Source organism: Bradyrhizobium sp. Leaf396 (assembly GCF_001424605.1).
Classification (GTDB): Bacteria; Pseudomonadota; Alphaproteobacteria; order Rhizobiales; family Xanthobacteraceae; genus Bradyrhizobium; species Bradyrhizobium japonicum_C.
Genome location: NZ_LMQJ01000007.1, coordinates 1 through 19,616, shown reverse-complemented (window position 1 = coordinate 19,616; position 19,616 = coordinate 1). Strand labels below are relative to the sequence as shown.

Sequence of the window (19,616 nt, the reverse complement as noted above, 5' to 3'; positions counted from 1 at the left end):
CAGCGCGCATCACACTCTAGAAACGCACAGGGCAGGGGGGCATGGCAGCAGACATCTCGCGGGCTGGGGTCGAGAAGGCCTATGGCCGCTGGGCGCCAGTCTATGATCTCGTGTTCGGCAAAGTGTTCGATGCCGGACGGCAGTCGACCATCGCGGAGGCCGACCGCATTGGCGGTCGTGTGCTCGACGTCGGCGTCGGCACGGGCCTCTCGCTCTCCGACTATGCGCGCACGACGAAAGTCTGTGGCGTCGACATTTCCGAGCCGATGCTGCGCAAGGCGCAAGCGCGCGTGCGCGCGCTTCGTCTCTCCAACGTCGAAGTGCTCTCGGTGATGGACGCGAAGAACCTCGCCTTCCCCGATGATTTCTTCGACGCGGTGGTCGCGCAATACGTCATCACCGCCGTGCCTGATCCCGAAGGCACGCTCGACGAGTTCGTGCGCGTGCTCCGGCCCGGCGGCGAGCTGATCCTGGTCAACCACATCGGCGCCGAGAGCGGCCCGCGAAAGCTGTTCGAGCTCGCCTTCGCCCCGATCGCTCGCCGCCTCGGCTGGCGCCCGGAATTCCCCTGGGCGCGCCTCGCGAACTGGGCCGCAAGACACGGTGGCGTCACGCTCACCGAGCGCCGCCCGATGCCCCCGATGGGCCACTTCTCCCTGATCCGCTACCGCAAAGCGTAGCTGCGAGCGACACGGGCAGTGCGCAGCTCACCCGAGGGGAGGGTGGAGTTCGCCCGCGGCTGGCTCCGATCGAACCCCGATCAGATCGCACTCCGCCTGGGGAACAGCCCGCCTGCCCCGCGCGTTTCCTTCTCATGAGCACGACATCGAATATCATCCTGGCAAGCCTCCTGATCGCCGCCTCCGGCGCCGCGATCGCGCAGGCGCCGCCCGCCCCAGCGACGCCGCCGCAAGCAACCGCGCCGCCATCCCCGCAACGCGCCGCCGGCTGTGCCCCATCCGATCGGCTGGCCACCACCCCCGACGGCACCACCACCGGCCAGTCCCGGGAACCGCTCGGAGACAAGCTCGCCAAGACGGACGGCGTGCTCTGCCCGCCCTCGGGCGTCGATCCCGACATGCACGCCCCCGCGCCTAGCACCGACAGCAACACCCCGGTCATCCCGCCCCCCGGCAGCCCCGGCGGCGACCCGAATGTGAGGCCGAAATAGCCTGTCCCGCCGAAGCTTGAGCGAAGGCGGAAGCCGGTTTCGCCTCCCAGACCGTCATGCCCGGGCTTGCCCCGGGCATCCGGGTTCTTGGCCGCGACTGAAGGTGGGGTATGGCCGGGACTAGCTGGCCGGCCATGACGAACCCGTTGAAAAGAGGTCCGTATTCACCAGGCGGCGCGTCCCGCCACAGCCTGGCAATGGCGGAAAAGGCCGCCGCTTTGCTTGACTTCCCGCCGCCCCCTTCCTTATATGCCGCGCGTTCGCGAGATCGGCCCTATTCGCCGCCGCGATCCCTGTGGCGGGGTAGCTCAGCTGGTTAGAGCACGGGAATCATAATCCTGGGGTCGGGGGTTCGAGTCCCTCCCCCGCTACCACGTATGACCCACTGTTGTGGTGGGCCTCCGGACCAGAGCGGCCAGCTTTCCCTTGACGTCGAAGCCTTCCCGAGGCTCTTTCGGGTGAACGATGACGCTGTGCACAAGCGACCTGGAATCGGCCACCAAGAGGCCCGTCGTCCTCGCGCTTGCATCGCGTGCTATCACGTTGGCAAGAGCGTTGACGGTCTCGATGTAGCGGTCCAGCGTTGCCGGATGCAGTGATGGGGGTAGGGGTCTCCTCGAGGGCAGCCAGCTCCGCCTGGACGCGCAACGGCTCCTGCTTCAGTTGCGATCCGTTGCTTGGTATCCTCCTCGGAAGCCAAGTACCTGATCATGAAATCAATGTTTCGCTGATTAGAATCATTGGCCCGCTGCCATCGGTAGCTCCGTCAGCTCAACGCGGTGGTTCTACCGAAGCTAAATCGCAATGGCCTACTTCCAGCACGAAGACGCCGGCACCTCCAAAGCTGTCGCTAGCTCACGACTATCCCCTTAGGCGAGTGCTCCGGTTTCCAAAGGGGCGAACTGACGAGCAGCGCACCCGCGACAGCGGTAGATCGTCGGTGTCCGGTCAACGCTGCGCTTGGCCAGGCCGAATTGCGCTGGTCGGCTCGTCTCCCGAAAGCTGACCTCGAAGGCTTCTGAGCAAAGGGCAGCCAAGGCCAGAAACAGATTCAGGCAGCATCAGCACACCACGCCTGCTCACTTGGCGAGGATCCGAGGATCTAGCGGCTTCGAAAGTCGGGACATCGTGCTGGCGGCAATGTGGCAGCAGGCTGAACAATGACGACGATAGGGACTTGGATTATTTCTGCCGCAGCGCGCGGGCGAGCTGATCTTCCAGCGGCTTGCGCAGGTAGGCGATCGCCGTCCGCACGCCGTTCTGGATGAAGGCTTCAACCGGCATGCCGGGCACCAAAGCCTTGCCGTCGAGCTTGGCGAGTTCGCTCGCGTCGAGGCTGATGCGGGCGACGTAGTAAGCCGCGCCGGACTGCGGGTCTTTGGTCAAGTCGGCGGCGATCCGCGTCAGCGTGCCGTCGAGCTCGGGGGTCACGGCGGCGTCGAACGCGCTGAAGCGGAGCTTGGCGGATTGCCCCACCTTGAGCCGGTCGATCATTTGTGGATCGACCCGGGCCTCGACCACAAGCGAGTCCTTCGGCACGATCAGCATCAGCTGTTCGCCCGCAGTAATCACGCCGCCGACGGTGAAGACCGATTTCTGGTGGATCAGGCCGTCTTGCGGCGCGCGCAACACCACGCGATCGAGCTGGTCCATCGCGGCGATGCGGCGTTCACCGAGGTCGGCAAGCTTGGTCTCGACGTCGCGCAGTTCGGTCGCGACCTCACGGCGCTGGTCCTGAACCAGCTGGATGATCTGCAGTTCGGTTTCGGTGATCCGGCCCTTGGCGCGCGCGATCTCGGCGATCAGCTGGCCTTCCTCGCCGGTCAGGCGGGAGGCCTCGCGCTCGAGCGCAGTGAGGCGCGCATAGGGCACCAGACGCTTTTCGTATAGCTGACGGACGCCCTCCAGCTCGGTTTCGATCCAGCGGATCTGTTCGCGCTTCGACGCGATCTGCGCCTCCAGGCCGCGGATTTCGTCCACGATCTGCGCCTTGCGTTCGCGCAGCTGCGACTGCTGGCCGCTGATCGCCTCGCGCCGCCGGGCGAACAACGTGGTCTCCCCCTCGATCATCTCCGTGATCGCACCGATGGCGCGGCGTGCGGAGATCTCGCCGGGCAGCACCACCGCGTCACGGCCGTTCTGCTCGGACTGCAGCCGGGCGCGACGCACCCCAAGCTGGTTGAGCTGGTTTTCGATCAGCGCAAGGTTGGCGCGCGACAGCGTCTCGTCGAGGCGGACCAGCATATCGCCGGCCCGAACCTGATCCCCGTCGTTGACGTAGATTTCGGCGACCACGCCGCCGGTCGGGTGCTGAACCCTGCGGACGTTGCTGTCGACCACCACTTGCGCCGGCGCGATCACGGCGCTGGCGAGCGGCGCGGTCATCGCCCAGACTCCGGCGGTGGACACCACGATCGCCAAGGTACCGATTCCGAGTCCGGTGGCGCGCCGGATATCGCGAAACGGATCGTTGCGGCGAGCTTCGGGCGTGGAGAGGGCGGTCATGTGGAGGTCCTCAACTGACGGCTGCGGCCGGAACCGAGCGCGCATCGGGCACCGCCTGCAGCGCCGCCCCGCCCGGCGCCGGATGAGCGGCAAGCGATTTGCGCAGCACTTCGTCCTTCGGGCCGAACGCTTGCACCTGACCGGCCGCCAGCGTCAACACGAGATCGACTGCCGCGAGCGCCGCCGGCCGATGCGCGATGATGACGGCAATGCCGCCGCGAGCCCGGACACGCCGGATGGCGTCGGTCAGCGCGGCGTCGCCTTCGGCGTCCAGGCTGGCGTTCGGCTCGTCGAGCACCACCATGAACGGATCCTTGTAGAGCGCGCGCGCCAACGCGATCCGCTGCCGCTGGCCGCCCGACAGGGTGGCGCCGGCTTCGCCGATCCGCATCTCGAAGCCCTTCGGCAGCTTCAGGATCATCTCGTAGGCGCCGGCGGCCTTCGCCGCGGCGATCACCGCCGCCTCGTCGATCTCCCGGTCGAAACGTGCGATGTTCTCCGCCACCGTTCCGTCGAACAATTCAACATCCTGCGGCAGATAGCCGATCATGCCGCCACGAATTTCTGCCGGCCACTGGTCGAGGGTGGCGCCATCAAGGCGGATCTCGCCGCGTGCGATCGGCCAGATCCCGACCAGCGCCCGCGCCAGCGTCGATTTGCCGGCGGCTGACGGGCCAATGATGCCGACCGCCTGGCCGGCTTCAAGTACGAACGAGGCGTTGTGCACGATCGCGGTCGTGCCGCCGGGGGCGGCGATCGTTACCTGCTCGACCGTGAGTCGATGGACGGCGCGTTCGGGGGCGACGTCGGGCTTCGGGGCGTCGCCGTTGCGCAGAGCGGCGCGGAGCCGTTGGCCCGCCTGTCGCGCGCCGAGGAACGGACGCCAGATGGAGATCGCAAGCTCCACCGGCGCGAGCGCGCGGCTGCCCATGATCGACGCGGCGATCATCACGCCGCCGCTGGCCAGCCCCTCGATTACTAAATAGGCGCCGAGGCCGAGCAGCGCCGATTGCAGCATGAAGCGCAGCGCCTTCGACAACGCGCCGAGCGATCCGGCGATATCGGCGTTGCGCTGCTGGGCGGCGACGAGATCGTCATTGGCGGCGCCGATCCGGTCGATCAACCGCTGCTCCATCCCCAGCGCGGCCACGATTTCGGCGTTGCGCCGACCGGCTTCAAGTTGAACGCCGCGGATTGCGCCGGCACGCGACGCGTCCCGGGTCGGCGCCCGCGTCAGCACCTCGGTGAGCAGCGCGATCCCGAACAGCAGCACCGCGCCCACGACCAACGTCCAGCCGAGATAGGGATGCAAGAGAAAGCAGCCGGCGAGATACAGCGGCATCCATGGCAAGTCGAACAGGGTCGTCGGGCCGAGCCCGGAAAGGAACGACCGGACCGAGTCCAGATCATGAGACAATTGCAGGCCGCGATTTGCGCCGCCGCCGCGCAGCGGCCCCCGCAGGATGTTGCAGACGACCGGTTGCCACAGCGCGGCGTGCAGCGCTGATCCGATCCGCGTCAGAATGCGCTGACGCAACAGATCGAACAGCCCTTGCATCGCATACGCCGCCGCCACCGCGATCGACAGTGCGATCAAGGTCGGAATGCTGTGCGATGGAATGACTCGGTCGTACACCTGAAGCATGTAGATCGAGCCGCTGAGCATCAGCAGATTGAGCACCGCCGAGAACAGTCCCACCGTCAGAAAGGCCGTTCTGCAGGAGGCGAGCGCGGCCGACGCGAGATCGCCGGACGGGGGGGACGACGCGGAGGACGTTGTTGCAGTCATGATACTCAATTCAAAACGACGTCGGACAGTCACGGTCGGATGCGGCCGGCGTTCGTTAGCGAGGTTCAACGTCAGGCGCATGACAATGCGGCGCGTGCGCGAAAACGCGTTCCAGTGGCGACCAGGCGCGACATCCTGCGACGAAACGCCGCTCTGGTTCGGAATTCGGCCGCACCACCCGGCAACCGAAGCCTGGCGTGGTCGTCCCTCGCGGCGGACTGATCAAGCTTTAACGCGATGACTCAATGGCGATTGCCGTCGGCCGAGCGTCGAGCGCGCCGCGAGGAGTGGTTGGTGCGCGCGGTCTTCGCGGCACTTTCCATGTTGTGACTTCACCGGCCCGTTAAGAAGCAGTCACCGATCTGTTGTCGTCGGCATTCTATCAACGCGCATTAACGATCCGTTAACCAACGGCCGTCTGGACCGCGCCCTCACGCATGCCGTGAGGCGGCGATCCGCGACGTCTTCTTCTCAAGCGCTGGAGTGCAATACATGTCGACGACCCCTCATGTCCTGGCGAACGGCGATTTCCTGCAGGACTGGTCCAACACCGGCCTCATCACGACTAACGATGATTGGTCGGGGGTCGCATCGATCGTCGGCTATCTCGGCAACGATGTCGTTTCGGCCACCGGGGTGGACGCGCGCACGGCTACCGGATCGTCGTCGGGAGACGTCGACGTCATCGCCAACCAGACCAACACCGCCATCACCAACGGCGGTGTGGCCGAATTCCAGATCGCCAACCCGACGCTGGCGCTGAACGGCTCGAACAGCGCGGATGCTCCTGGCCTCGTGATCCATCTCGACGCCACCGGCCGCAAAGACGTCCGGCTGAGCTTCAATGCACGCGACCTCGACGGCGGCACGGACGACTCCGCGCAGCAGATCAACGTGCAGTACCGGCTCGGTTCGAGCGGGTCGTGGACCAACGTTCCGAGCGGTTACGCCGCCGACACCACCACCGGTGGCGCCGCAACCCAGGTGACGCCGTTCGATCTGCTGCTGCCCGCCGCCGTCGACGGCCGCAACGACATCCAGGTTCGCATTCTCACCACAAACGCCGCCGGCAATGACGAGTGGGTCGGTATCGACGACATCCGCGTCACCAGTTCATCCGAATCGTCGGTCGAAGCGCAGCACGTTTCCTTCGCGCCGGGTTCGCTTACGGTGTCGCATGACGAAGGCAACAGCGGTCCGACCGTCTATCAGTTCATCGTCGAGCGCAGCGGCGGTACCACGGGCGACGTCGCGTTCTCGGGAACGATCGCTTCGGCACAGACCGATGCGGCCGACTATGTCGGCGGCAACCCGGTCAGCTTCAGCGGCAGCATCGCGGCGGGAGAGACCTCCGCGATCGTGACCGTCACCGTTGCTGGCGACACCGACAATGAGGCGAGCGAGAGCTTCACGCTGACGCTGCAGAACGTTTCCAATTCGGTGGGCGTGACCACCACGATCGGCAGCGCCACGACGGCGACCGGCACCATCGTCAACGACGACGTCGGCATCACAAAGATCAGCGCGATTCAGGGCAGCGGAGCCAGCAGCGCCATGGTCGGTCAGACTGTGACCGTCGAAGCCATCGTGGTTGGCGACTTCCAGAACGGCGATGCCGACGCCGGCCGCAATCTCAACGGCTTCTATGTCCAGGAGGAGACCACCGATTCCGACGGCAACGTGCTGACCTCCGAGGCGATCTTCGTCTACGGCGGCGCTACCGACGTCCAGATCGGCGACCGGGTCCGCGTCACCGGCTCGATCAGCGAATATTTCGGCCTGACCGAGCTCACCGCCAGCAACATTTCGGTCGTCCAGGCCGGCGCGGTGGCCGACGTCGACACGATGGCGGTGCAGATCGACCTGTCGGCGATGGGCACCACGCTGAGCCAGGACGGCGATTACCAGCCCGATCTTGAAGCCTATGAAGGCATGCTGGTCACGATTCCGCAGACCCTGACCGTCACCGAGCAGTACAATCTCGACCGGTTCAACGAGATCAAGCTGACGGCGGGCGAACGGCCCGAGCAATTCACGCAGGAGAGCGCGCCCGACGCCGCCGCCTACCAGGCGTATCTGGCGGAGCTCGGTGCTCGCACCATCACCTATGACGATGGCCTCAACGTCCAGAACGCCGCGATCAACAATCTCGACGGCTTCGATCCGAACGACAACCCGTCCGCCACGCCGAACTACGGCACCGCCGACGCGGTCCGGATGGGTGATACCGTCACCGGCCTGACCGGCGTGCTCGACTATCAATGGGCCGGAAACTCCGCCTCGGGGGCGACTTGGCGGATCCGCTCGGTCGAGGACGGCGCCAACACCTTCGAAGCCGGCGCCAATCCGCGCACCGATGCGCCGGAAGACGTCGGCGGCCGCCTGAAGGTTGCGAGCTTCAACGTGCTGAACTACTTCACCACGCTGGACAACGGTGGCACCACCGCGATCGGCGAAGCGCCGCGCGGCGCCGACAATGCGGCGGAGTTTGCACGTCAGACCGAGAAGCTGGTCGCGACCATCCTCGACATGGACGTCGACGTGCTGGCGCTGACCGAGCTGGAGAACGATTTCTCCGCTGCATCGTCCGGCAACGCGATCAAGTATCTGGTCGAACAGCTCAATGCCGTGGCTGGGGCCGGTACCTATGCCTGGGTCGATCCCGGCCGGCAGTTCGTTGGCGGCGACGCCATCGCGGTCGGCTTCATCTACGACACCACCGCAGTGAAGATCGCCGACGGTACGACCATCGAGACCCTCAACGACGCCGACCTGCCCGGCCTCGGCCTCGGCGGCCTGATCGGGCAGAGCACGGTCGGCGCGGTGTTCGACGGCGAGAACACCAGCCGCAACGCGCTCGCGGTGACCTTCGAGGAGCTTGCGACCGGGGAAACCTTCACGGCGATCGCCAACCATCTCAAGTCCAAGAGCGGTACCGGCTCCGGCGCCGATTCCGATCAGGGCGACGGCCAGGGCAACTGGCAGAACCAGCGCGAGCTGGCCGCCAAAGCGCTGACCGCGTGGGCGGCGAGCGATCCGACCGGCTCGGGCGATCCGGACGTGATGCTGCTCGGCGATTTTAACGGCTACGCCAAGGAGCAGTCGACCGCTCTCATCGAGAGCGCGGGCTATGAGAATCTGCAGGATCGCGAGGACGGCGCTTATTCCTATGTATTCGACGGCCAGACCGGCACGCTCGACTATGCCTTCGCCAATGCCAGCCTCGGCGGGCAGGTGTCCGGTGTGACCACCTGGCACATCAATGCCGACGAGGCCGACGCGCTCGACTACAATACCGACTATGGCCGCGACACCTCGATCTTCGACGGCGACTCCTCGATCCGGGTGTCCGACCACGACCCGGTGATCGTGGGCCTCAATCTGGGGGAACAGGAGCCGACTCCGGCTTACACGCTGCAAATCCTGCATGCATCGGACTTCGAGGCGGGCCTGAACGCAGTCGATCGCGCCGGCAACTTCGCGGCGATCGTCGATTATCTCGAGGAGACCTACGACAACTCGATCACGCTGTCTTCGGGAGATAATTTCATTCCCAGCCCGTTCTTCAGCGCCGGCAGCGACAGCTCGCTGAAGGAGGTCTACGAAACCGCGCTGGAAACCTATTACGGCCTCGCTGCCGGGACGCTGAACATCTCGCCCGGCTTCGGCACCGCCGACATGGCGATGCTGAACATCATCGGCGTGCAGGCCTCGGCGATCGGCAATCACGAATTCGACGCCGGCACCAAGGCGTTCGCCGACATCATCAAGCAGACCGCCGGATATCCCGGCGCGCAGTTCCCGTACCTCGCGGCCAATCTGGACTTCTCGGCCGATGCCAATCTCGCTTCGGTCTACACCGGCACGATCCAGGATGCCGACGTCTACACCGGCTTCCCGCCGGTGGCCGGTATCGGCAAGAAGATCGCGCCGGCCACGGTCATCGAGGAGAACGGCGAAAAGATCGGCGTGATCGGCGCGACCACCCAGATCGTGCAGAGCATCTCCTCGACCGGCGGCGTCGAAGTGATCGGCGACAATGTCGATGACATGGCGGCTCTGGCGGCAATCCTGCAGCCGACGATCGATGGTCTGCTGGCTCAGGGCATCAACAAGATCATCCTGGTCAGCCATCTGCAGCAGCTCGCGCTCGAAAAGGCGCTGGCGCCCCTGCTGCACGGCGTCGACGTCATCGTCGCCGGCGGCTCGCACACGCTGCTGGCGGACGAGACCGACACGCTCCGTGTCGGCGAGACCGCTGCCGACACCTATCCGATCGTCACCGCGAACGCCGACGGCAAAACCACGCTTATCGTCAACACCTCCGGCGAATACTCCTATGTCGGACGACTGGTGGTCGATTTCGATGCTGAAGGCAACGTGATCTACACCGCCAACTCGGCGGTCAATGGCGCCTACGCCAGCACGGAAGAGGTGGTCACCTCCCTGTACGACGGCAACACCACGGTCGACGTCGACCATGACGGCGACGTGGATACCGACGACGCCGATCCGTTTGCCGACGGCGGCCGCGGCGATCTGGTCAACGACATCGCCCAGGCGGTGGGCGGCATCATCGACGCGCAGGACGGCAACACTTTCGGCAAGACGGACGTCTATCTCGAGGGCCGTCGCAGCGAGGCTCGCACCGAGGAGACCAACCTCGGCGACCTCTCCGCCGATGCGAACCTGTGGTACGCCCAGAAGGTCGACCCGACCGTGCTGGTTTCGATCAAGAACGGCGGCGGCATCCGCGACTCGATCGGCTACGTCTATGCGGTCGGTGGCGAAGCGGTGGAGAGCCCGCCGCTGGCGAACACCAGCGTCGGCAAGGAAGCGGGCGAGGTGTCGCAGCTCGATATCGCCAACTCGCTGCGCTTCAACAACGCGCTGTCGATGGTCACGGTGACCGCGGATCAGCTGCTCAAGGTGCTCGAGCACGCAGTGGCGGCGACCACGGCGACCGCGACGCCCGGCCAGTTCGCCCAGGTCGGCGGCATCGCATTCTCGTTCGACAAGGATTTGCCGGCCGGCAACCGCGTGCAGTCGGCAGCGCTGATCGATGACAACGGCAACCCGGTGCTGGCGTTGGTCGCGAACGGCGAACTGGTGGTCGATCCGAAGATGGCGATCCGGGTCGTGACCTTGAGCTTCCTGCTCACCGGCGGCGACGGCTATCCGTTCGCGAGCTTCATCACGGCCAATCCCACCTTTGCCAACGTCGTCAATCTGTCGCCAGACCTAGTTCCAGATGCGGGGCAGGAGGCGAACTTCGCCACCGAGGGCACCGAGCAGGATGCCTTCGCCGAATACATGGCGGCGAACTACTCCGACACGCCCTACGACGTCGCCGACACCGACCGGGCGCACGACGAGCGCATCCAGAACCTCGACTATCGTCAAGACACGGTGCTCGAAACAGAGGCGCTGGTGCTGGTCGGCGACGACGGTGACAACCAACTCGCCGGCGCGCTCGGAGACGACGTCCTCACCGGCCTCGGGGGCGACGACGTCCTCGCCGGGCTCGGCGGCGACGATCAACTCGATGGCGGCGAGGGCGATGATACCCTGTCCGGCGGCGATGGCGACGACACGCTGCTTGGCGGTGCAGGCGACGACACGCTCGACGGTGGCGCTGGCGACGACCGGCTGGTGGGCGGCGACGGTGACGACACCCTGACCGGCGGCGATGGCGACGACGTCCTGATCGGCGGCGAAGGCTATGACACCTTGCAAGGCGGCGACGGCAACGACGAACTGATGGCTGGCGCCGGCGACACCGCGGAAGCCGGTGACGGCGACGATCTCATCATCGTCTCCACCGACGACCCCGCGCCGGGCTCGATCGACGGCGGCGCCGGCAACGACACCGTCAAGCTGATCGGCGGCGGCACGGCGGAATTGATCGCCACGCTCAATGTCGAGAACCTGCTGGTGGCCGCAGGCACTTGGTCGGTGGCCGGATCGGCATCGTACGACGATGTGACGATCCAGGGCGGCGCGATGCTGGCTTCGAGCCTCGTCGTGGACAACAACGATCACGTCGCCATCGAGGCCGGCGGCGCGCTCTCTGTGTCCGGCAACGCGATCGTCTGGCAGGGCGGTGGCAACGCGGTCATCGACAATGCCGGCGAGATCTCGGGCTCGACCCGTGCGCTCACCACCACGGCGGGGGCGACCGGCTCGGTGACCCTCGACAACCAGGCCGGCGGCGTCGTCCGCGGCGCGCTGACCCCGGAACGGGCCGGTCACGCCGACGCGACCATCATCGTCAACAACGCCGGCGTGATCGAAGCGAACGGCCGCGTCATCGACTTCCGCACCTTCGACAACAACGGCGCCTCGGCGGTGATCAACAACCTTGCCGGGGGCGTCATCCGCCAGCATGGCAGCGACACCGACGTGATCCGCCCGGGCACTGACGGCGTCGTCAACAACTGGGGGACGATCACGACGGATCCGACGTTCGTGGGCGGAGGCGATCTGATCGACTTCCAGAGCGACACCGGCGGCAAGGTCACCAACTATGCTGGTGGCTGGATGGAAGGTTCGCGTCACGCTGTAACCGGTGACAATGCCGTCACCGTCATCAACAGTGGCACGATGATCGGCCGCAACGGGTCCGCCGTGAACCTGGACACCGACGGGACCGAAGCGCAGAAGGCGTTCATCACCAACCACGGCGTGATGGAGGGCCGCTCGGCCGAACTGTCCGACAGCGACGGCGACGCCATCGATGTCGACGGTCTGGTGCAGATCGTGAACTACGGCAAGATCTCGGGCCTCGGCGCCGAGGGCTATCACGACGGCGAGCCGAACGTCTCCGAAGCGATCGCGATCGGCGGCGGCAGCATCGTCAACAATGCCGGCGGCGAGATCTACGGCTACGGCCGTGCGATCCAGGTCGACAACTCCAGCAACGCCAACGCGCTGGGGGTGACGACCATCGTCAACCACGGCCTGATCAAGGGTGACGGCCACGGTCCGGAAGGGGTCACCCCCGAGGATGCGGCGCGGTTCGACCTGCGCGGCAACGAGGCGATCAACCTGGTCGGCACATATGCCGACAGCCTCACCAACAGCGCCACCGGTCAGATCGTCGGCGGCGTCTCGATGGGCGGCGGCAGCGACACGCTGAGCAATGACGGCTCGATCACCGCCACCGGCGGATCAGCGGTGAACATGGGCGAGGGTGACGATCTGATCGTCAACCGCGCCATCATCACCGGCGACGTCCTGCTCGGCGCCGGTGCCGACGAGCTGATCAACCAGAGCTCCGGCGTCATCACCGGCGACGTCAGCTTCGGCGACGGCAACGACAGGCTCGGCAACACCGGCAAGATCGTCGGCAAGGTCGATCTCGGCGCCGGCGACGACTTCGTCAACATCTGGATCGGGTCCGATATCCAGGGCCAGATCCTGCTCGGCGACGGCAACGATATCTTGATCTCCAACGACTGGATCTCGACCAAGATGGAGATCGACGGCGGTGCCGGGAATGACGAGATCTACACCTCGTTCGGTAACGACACCATCCACGGCGGCGAAGGCAACGATCGGATCTATGCCAACCAGGGCAACGACACCGTCTACGGCGATGCAGGCAACGACGAGATCTACGGCAACGACGGCGACGATCTGATCATTGGTGGTGCCGGTGACGACATCATCGACGGCGGCGCCGGGACCGACACCGCGACCTTCTCCGGCGCGATTGCCGGTTACGCGATGACGCTGAACGCCGATGACTCGGTGAACATCGCTGATCAGGCCGGCACCGACGGCACCGACACGCTCAGCAACATCGAGGAACTCGGCTTCGCCGACGGCACCTGGACGCTGCGCACCGGAACCGGCGGCAGCGATACGATCGTCGGCGGCCTTGGCAACGATCTGGTGTTCGGCGGCGCCGGCGACGACACCTTCATCGGCGGCTATGGTCTGGATCGCTACGATGGCGGCGACGGCGTCGACACCATCGACTACAGCAACATCTCGTTCAAGCTGACGATCGATCTCGACTCCGGGCTGGCCTACTATCCCGGCTACATCCCGGGCGCCGACCATCTCGCCGGGATCGAGAACGCGGTAGGCACGGCGTATGACGACACGCTGATCGGCTCGGCCGGAGCCAACACCCTGAATGGCGGCCTTGGCAATGACCTGCTGATCGGCGGCGCCGGTGACGACGTGCTGCTCGGCGGCTTCGGCGACGACGTGCTCCGTGGCGGTGCTGGTGACGACACCATCGACGGCGGCTTCGGTCAGGATCTGTTGGATCTGTCCGACGCCACCGGTGCGGTCACCATCAACCTGGTGTCCGGCACCGCGACCGGCGCAGGCATTGGCACCGACCACTTCAGCGGCATCGAGGGCTTCGTGCTCGGTGCCGGTGCGGACCATGTCACAGGCGGCAACGGCGCCGATATGTTCGATGGCGGAGCCGGTAACGATGTCATCGCCGGTGGTGCCGGCAATGACACGCTGCGTGGCGGCCAAGGCGACGATAGCGTCGACGGTGGCTCCGGCAACGACGTGATCGAGGGTGGCGTCGGCAAGGACACGTTGAAGGGCGGTTCGGGGGTCGACGTCGTCTCCGGCGGCGACGGCGACGACAACATCGATGGCGGCTCCGAGAACGACATGCTGAATGGCGGTGCCGGCAACGACACCATCAAGGGTGGCTCGGGTGCCGACATCCTCGCGGGCGATGCCGGCAACGACATCCTGTCCGGTGGTTCGGGCGCCGACGTGTTCACGTTCGCCGCCGGCTTCGGCAAGGACACCGTCACCGACTTCGCCGCCACCGGTGGCTCGGCCGACGTGCTGCAATTCTCGAGCAGCCTGTTCGCCGACTTCGCCGAAGTGATGTCGCACACCACGCAGGTCGGCAACAACGTCGTCGTGACGCTCGATGCCGACAACACCGTGACCCTGGCCAATATGCAGATGGCCTCGCTCGCGGCAGACGATTTCCGCTTCGTCTGATCCATCGCCGACTGAACCGAACCACGGAACGCAAGAGCGTTCCGTGGTTCTTCGCAAACGCGCCGGCGTCGATGCCGGTGAAACAAGACGAAAGACCAACTCTAGAGACGGCCTCGAATGTTCGCTATGATCTTGGTTGTGTGGAAACGGACGGGTCAGAAGCGGCCGTGGTAGACAATTGTTGGAGGCTGCCGATGTCTTCGCGTGGATCGTCCAAGTAGCGGCCAAGGTTGGACGGAAGAGGCCTGTTTTCTACCGCGGAAGCCTTGCGGCGCAGACGGGGATTGCGCCGTTTCGCAATCACCTCGTCGCGGATGCGGTCGGCGCGGTTTTCCGTTCGGTACGAGAGCTTTTTCGCGCTTGCGCGAACAGTTCTGGATAGGGGTGTTAGAGGAGGCCGCGAAACAGAATCGATCCTTGATCTTCACATTTGCCCCGGAACCGACCGTGGCCCGAGGTTTTTGCGAGCCGCCGTGCCGTGCCCCTGCACGACAATCGAGCGAAATTCGCTGGTCGGAATGGATTCCGCCCGGTCGCGGTCAGGCGAAGGAACTCTTGCCCGTGGTCGAAGCTTGACTCCGTGGGCCAGCATCGCCGCCGATCGCTGGTCTGCACGGCCCCGCCTCCAAGCCCCCCATACCCCCCAAGGGTGGGGCCGTGCTTCCCAAGCAGGAGGTGCAATTGTCCGAGCCGACCGAGCAAGAGATCAGAGAACGCGCGCATCAATTGTGGGAGCAGGCCGGCAAGCCCGAAGGCCGCGAGGAGGAATTCTGGCACGCAGCCGAGCAGGATCTGCGCAACGAGGACAAGTCGAACACGTTGCGGACCCCGGATACGCTGTGACCGACAAGGCCTGCCCATTCTGCCAGGGTATTGGATGGGTCTGCGAAAACCATCCGCTCCGGGTCTGGAGCGAGAAGCTCGGCGGCTGCCGCTGCGGCGAGGGCATGCCCTGCACCTGCAACACGGCCGAGGACCCTGAAGTCAGAGTGGTGATCGTCGAAGCCGATACCACATGGCACTAGCGGCGTTGGCTGCTTCGATTCAAGTGCAAAGGTGATCACTTCCCGCGCGCTCCATCCAGGGGGAACGGACCATCCAGGAAGAGAATTGAGTGTCCGCACGGCTCCGACAACGATCGTTCCCACGGCAGTTTCGCGGTGGATGAGCAGAGAAAACTAGAGCACCAGATCGACCTCGCCACGCGAGCGGCCTCGCTCGTCAGGGACGAAAGCACCGGGCAACGCTTCAGAAGCTTCGCCGATGAGCTGAAAAGAAGGCTCCTTCGCATGATGCGTCGTGGCAAGGTGCGCACTCGCGCCTATGAGCTCTGGGAACAGGCCGGCCGGCCGAGCAATCGGGAGCTGGACTTTTGGCTCGAAGCCGAACGCCAGATCGAGGATGAACGCGAGGAGCGAAAGGGCTCGGGCGCCTCGTAGGCGCGTGGTGTCCGCGTCCGCTGCACGCCGTAGCCGATGCCGTTCGAAAGCAAGGAAAAAGCCGCCGGGTTCTTCACCCTGACGGCTTTGCGAAGTCCGTAGCTGTTGATCGTCTTCCCAGCCTCGTGCGTACCGCCGTTACCTTGTTTGCGGCCATGCACAATCCTTGTAGGGGAAGGCGCGTGATTCTGCTGTGATCTGGAGCACACAGTGGAGGGGATTCGGTGCAGCGTTCCGAGGCTCGCGCTGCGCCGCAAAAATAGGCGCTCACCGCCCCTCAGCTCCGATGCCACGCGGCCACATTCCACGTGATGGTGTCCCAGCCGGAGATGTCGATCATCAAGTTGTTGACGCTGGCGTTGACGACGTGGCGCGAGAGCAGCGGCAGGAACACGTTCGCCCCGCAAAAGATCTCGTCGACCTTCATCAGCAGCGCGGCGCGCTTGACCGGATCGAGCTCGTTCTGCGCGGCCTTGTAGGCCTTGTCGGCCTCGGGGTCGGAATAGCGCGAGTTGTTGCGGCCGAGCCACTTGTTGTCCTTGGTGGCGATCTCCCAGGACACGCACTGGTTCAGTAGGCGTTCCGGATCGGGCTGCGGCTGCGTCGTGTTGTACATCTCCATATCGGCATAGAATTTCGAATATGTGTCGGGATTGCCGACGTCGGAGGAGAAGAACACCGAGGCGGTGACCGCCTTGATCTCGATCTCGATGCCGGCCTTCTGGCAGGCCTGCTTGATGATAGCCTGCGTCTTCTGCCGCGGCGCGTTGGTCGAGGTCTGGAACACGTATTTGAGCTTCTTGCCGTCCTTCTCTCGGATGCCGTCCGCGCCCCTGGTCCAGCCGGCCTCGTCGAGGATCTTGTTGGCCTTGTCGATATCGAACTCGTATTTCAGCTTGGGCGACTTGAACTGCTTGGGCGCGTTGACGAAGCTCGCGGTGGCTATGGCGCCGCGCCCATAGATGAACTTCTGGATCGAGTCGCGGTCGATCAGGAGGTTGATCGCGCGGCGCACGGCAGGATCGGACAGGGTCGGGTGCTTGGTCTTGACGCTGGAGCGCTCGCCGTCGACCTCGGTCCACGGGTCCGTCGTGTTGAGGATGATGAACTCGACATTGCCGGACGGCGTGATGTCGAGCTTGCCCTTGCCGCCGGCCTCCATGCGCTTGAGCACCTCCTCCTCCACCTGCATGTTCCAGGCAAAGTCGTATTCGCCAGTCTGCAGCACGGCACGTGCCGCCGATACAGCATCACCGCCGCCCTTGACCTCGAGCGTGTCGAAATGCGGCTGGTTCTTGATGTGATAGTCGGGATTGCGCTCGGCACGGATCATGTCGCCCGGCTTGAACTCGACGAACTTGTACGGGCCGGTGCCGACCGGCTTCAGATTGCCTGGCGCTTCGCGCGACTTGGCGCCGACATAGTCGCCGAAATGATGCTTCGGCAGGACCATCCCGACCGAGCCGACGAACGGATCGGCCCAGAACGGCGTCGGGGCCCTGAAGTTCACCTTCACGGTATGGTCGTCGATCTTCTCGACCTTGATGTCCTTGTAGGAGCCCGTCGTGTATGCCGCGGTGGCGAGGTCGGCGGCATACTGCCAGGTGAAGACGACATCGTCGGCGGTGAACGGCTTGCCGTCATGCCACTTGACGCCCTGCTTGAGCTTCCACACCACGCTCATGCCGTCCGCAGCAAGGCCGCCGTTCGCCTTGGTCGGAGCCTCGGCGGCAAGGCAGGGAATGAGGTTGCCCTCCTTGTCCCAGCCGGCGAGCGGCTCGAAGAAGATGCGCGCGGCGATCTGGTCCTTGGTGCCGAGCGCGAAATGGGGATTGAGCAGGGTGGGCGCCTGCCAGAGCAGGATTTTGAGCGTGCCGCCGCCGCCAGCCTTGGTCGGCTTGTAGGCAAGCGTGGCGTCCGCCATGGCGACGTCGTGCCAGGCGAGGATCTGGCTCGCGACCGGCGCGGCGATTCCGAGCGCGGCCAGTGTCTTAATGAAAGAGCGCCGCGACAGCGTGCCTTGCTTTACCTCTGCGATGCATTTGCGGATTTCGTTCTCGTTCATCAGATGACCTCCACCCTCGAAGCAACGTCGTCACCGGCTGTGTGCTCGCCAGTTCAGCACGTCGGGCTCGGCGGAGTCAAAGAGGTGCGGCGGGCCCGAGCCGCCGTAGCCGGATTGCGCGGCGCCGGCCCGATCCCGCGGGCAGCCTTGCGCCATGGCCGCTTGCCTGGAACTGCGGCAATCGACATCATCGGGACGTGGCCAACCTCGCCGACAGGGGTCGTATGATACGCCTTGCAAGCCTGAAACGCCTGGGCTTCTTTACGCGGCTGCTCGACGAGGCTCCGGCCGCCGAGCGATATCGCTTCGCGGCCGAGCAGATCGTGCACGCCGAAAGAGCGGGCCTGGATTCCGCGTGGATCGCGCAGCATCACTTCCACGAGCAGGAGGGTGGCCTGCCGTCGCCTTTCGCGTTTCTCGGTTACGCCGCCGCCCAGACCTCGCGTATCCGCCTCGGCACCGGCATCGTCACTCTGCCGCTGGAGAATGCGGTCAGGGTTGCAGAGGACGCCGCGGTGCTCGATCTCCTCTGCAACGGGCGCTTCGAACTCGGCGTCGGCACCGGCGGCAACCCGTCCGCCTTTGCCGCCTTCGGCCTCGATAGCGCCCAACGCAACGAGATCTTTGCGCGCAATCTCGAGATCGTCCGCACGGCCTTGCTAGGCAAGCCGCTCGCCGGTGGCGATACGCTCTATCCGCAGCGGCCGCAATTGGACAAGCGCATCTGGCAGGCGACATTCTCGGTCGCGGGCGGCGCCCGCGCCGGCAAGGCCGGCGATGGCCTCATGCTGTCGCGGACGCAGCCGCGATCCAAGGAGGCGCCCAAGGCCACGCTCGCCGAGATCCAGAACCCGATCATCGATGCCTATCTCGGGGCGCTGCCACACGGCTGCGAGCCGCGCATCATGGCATCGCGCAGCGTCTTCGTGGCCGACGACCATGGCGAGGCGATGCGCTTCGCAGAGATCGGACTGCGCCGCGCGTTGCCGCAGTTCCTCAAGGGCGGCCACGCCAGGCCGGGCGAGACCCTGCAGGAAATGATCGCGGCGTTTGATACCCATGTCGGTACCGCCGACGAGGTCATCGCTTCGCTCCGCTCGGATGCCACGCTGGAGCGGGTGACGGATCTGGTGTTCCAGGCGCATTCGGTCGATGCGCCGCATCCTTACGTGCTGCGCTCGATCGACCTCGTGGCAGAAAAGGTCGCGCCGGCGCTGGGCTGGACCGGGACGGCGGCATCCGACGGGGCGCTGGCGGGCTCGCCGGGATGAGCATCATGTCATTGTAAGTCGTCACAGCGCCGAGGCGATAGCGCCAGGTCCCGACACCCGTGCTGGGCCTTGAAGCGCGGCCAGCTCTGCGCGCGCCCGGTCCGGGTGCGTTGGAATTGCACTGGTCAGTATGACCATCCTATGAAAAGATCATACTGATGGCGGGACGGGGCGTGTAACGGACGGAATGTTTGGCGTGACGAAATTGTCTTTGCGGGCGGTCGAGCCCGGAATGGCGTTGCTGTTCGGCGGGCTTATCGCCGCCAACGTCGCTGCATGGGCCTGGGCCTTCGCGGCGTTCGGCGACCGGCCGACCATCATGGCGACCGCGCTGCTGGCCTGGGTGTTCGGCCTTCGCCACGCCGTCGATGCCGATCACATCGCCGCC

General features: G+C 65.4%; 11 protein-coding genes and 1 tRNA gene. 9 read left to right on the top strand and 3 right to left on the bottom strand.

Annotated features, from left to right (window positions below; genetic code table 11):
- Positions 1-41: 41 nt before the first annotated feature.
- The 3 genes from ASG57_RS08815 to ASG57_RS08805 all read left to right on the top strand — a co-directional run bounded on the left by ASG57_RS08815 (position 42) and on the right by ASG57_RS08805 (position 1,545).
- Positions 42-680, top strand: coding sequence for a class I SAM-dependent methyltransferase (locus tag ASG57_RS08815; RefSeq protein WP_024337749.1), 639 nt, complete (start codon positions 42-44; stop codon positions 678-680).
- A 134-nt stretch (positions 681-814) separates the two neighbouring features.
- Positions 815-1,171 (top strand): hypothetical protein, encoded by a 357-nt coding sequence (locus ASG57_RS08810; protein WP_024337750.1) that lies wholly within the window; start codon positions 815-817, stop codon positions 1,169-1,171.
- Positions 1,172-1,468: 297 nt separating this feature from the next.
- Positions 1,469-1,545, top strand: a tRNA-Met gene (locus ASG57_RS08805).
- A gap of 808 nt (positions 1,546-2,353) precedes the next feature.
- Here ASG57_RS08805 and ASG57_RS08800 read toward each other — a convergent pair.
- Together ASG57_RS08800 and ASG57_RS08795 are read right to left on the bottom strand one after the other, a co-directional pair.
- Positions 2,354-3,676, bottom strand: a complete 1,323-nt coding sequence (locus tag ASG57_RS08800) for an HlyD family type I secretion periplasmic adaptor subunit (protein ID WP_057196095.1) — start codon at positions 3,674-3,676, stop codon at positions 2,354-2,356.
- A gap of 10 nt (positions 3,677-3,686) precedes the next feature.
- Positions 3,687-5,465: a type I secretion system permease/ATPase gene (locus ASG57_RS08795; protein ID WP_057196094.1), complete on the bottom strand. Its 1,779-nt coding sequence runs from the start codon at positions 5,463-5,465 to the stop codon at positions 3,687-3,689.
- Between the two features lie 492 nt (positions 5,466-5,957).
- Here ASG57_RS08795 and ASG57_RS08790 point away from each other — a divergent pair, with 492 nt between their 5' ends.
- The 4 genes from ASG57_RS08790 to ASG57_RS08775 all read left to right on the top strand — a co-directional run bounded on the left by ASG57_RS08790 (position 5,958) and on the right by ASG57_RS08775 (position 15,892).
- Entirely contained in the window at positions 5,958-14,453 is an 8,496-nt protein-coding gene (locus tag ASG57_RS08790) for an ExeM/NucH family extracellular endonuclease (protein ID WP_057196152.1), read from the top strand.
- Between the two features lie 681 nt (positions 14,454-15,134).
- On the top strand, positions 15,135-15,296 hold the full coding sequence (locus ASG57_RS08785; RefSeq protein ID WP_080654833.1) for a DUF2934 domain-containing protein: 162 nt from the start codon (positions 15,135-15,137) through the stop codon (positions 15,294-15,296).
- Positions 15,293-15,478, top strand: coding sequence for a hypothetical protein (locus ASG57_RS08780; protein WP_024337754.1), 186 nt, complete (start codon positions 15,293-15,295; stop codon positions 15,476-15,478). The genes ASG57_RS08785 and ASG57_RS08780 overlap by 4 nt, the downstream gene beginning before the upstream one ends.
- A 135-nt stretch (positions 15,479-15,613) precedes the next feature.
- Positions 15,614-15,892: a DUF2934 domain-containing protein gene (locus tag ASG57_RS08775; RefSeq protein WP_024337755.1), complete on the top strand. Its 279-nt coding sequence runs from the start codon at positions 15,614-15,616 to the stop codon at positions 15,890-15,892.
- 277 nt (positions 15,893-16,169) lie between these two features.
- Here the strand turns inward: ASG57_RS08775 and ASG57_RS08770 are convergent, their stop codons facing one another.
- Positions 16,170-17,957 carry a peptide ABC transporter substrate-binding protein gene (locus ASG57_RS08770; RefSeq protein ID WP_057196093.1) on the bottom strand — a complete coding sequence of 596 codons (1,788 nt, stop codon included), beginning with the start codon at positions 17,955-17,957 and terminating at the stop codon, positions 16,170-16,172.
- Positions 17,958-18,181: 224 nt separating this feature from the next.
- Here ASG57_RS08770 and ASG57_RS08765 point away from each other — a divergent pair, with 224 nt between their 5' ends.
- Together ASG57_RS08765 and ASG57_RS37600 are read left to right on the top strand one after the other, a co-directional pair.
- Positions 18,182-19,228 (top strand): putative FMN-dependent luciferase-like monooxygenase, encoded by a 1,047-nt coding sequence (locus ASG57_RS08765; RefSeq protein WP_024337757.1) that lies wholly within the window; start codon positions 18,182-18,184, stop codon positions 19,226-19,228.
- Positions 19,229-19,415: 187 nt separating this feature from the next.
- Positions 19,416-19,616: HoxN/HupN/NixA family nickel/cobalt transporter (locus tag ASG57_RS37600; protein WP_502690773.1), on the top strand; the 201-nt coding region annotated here is incomplete at its 3' end.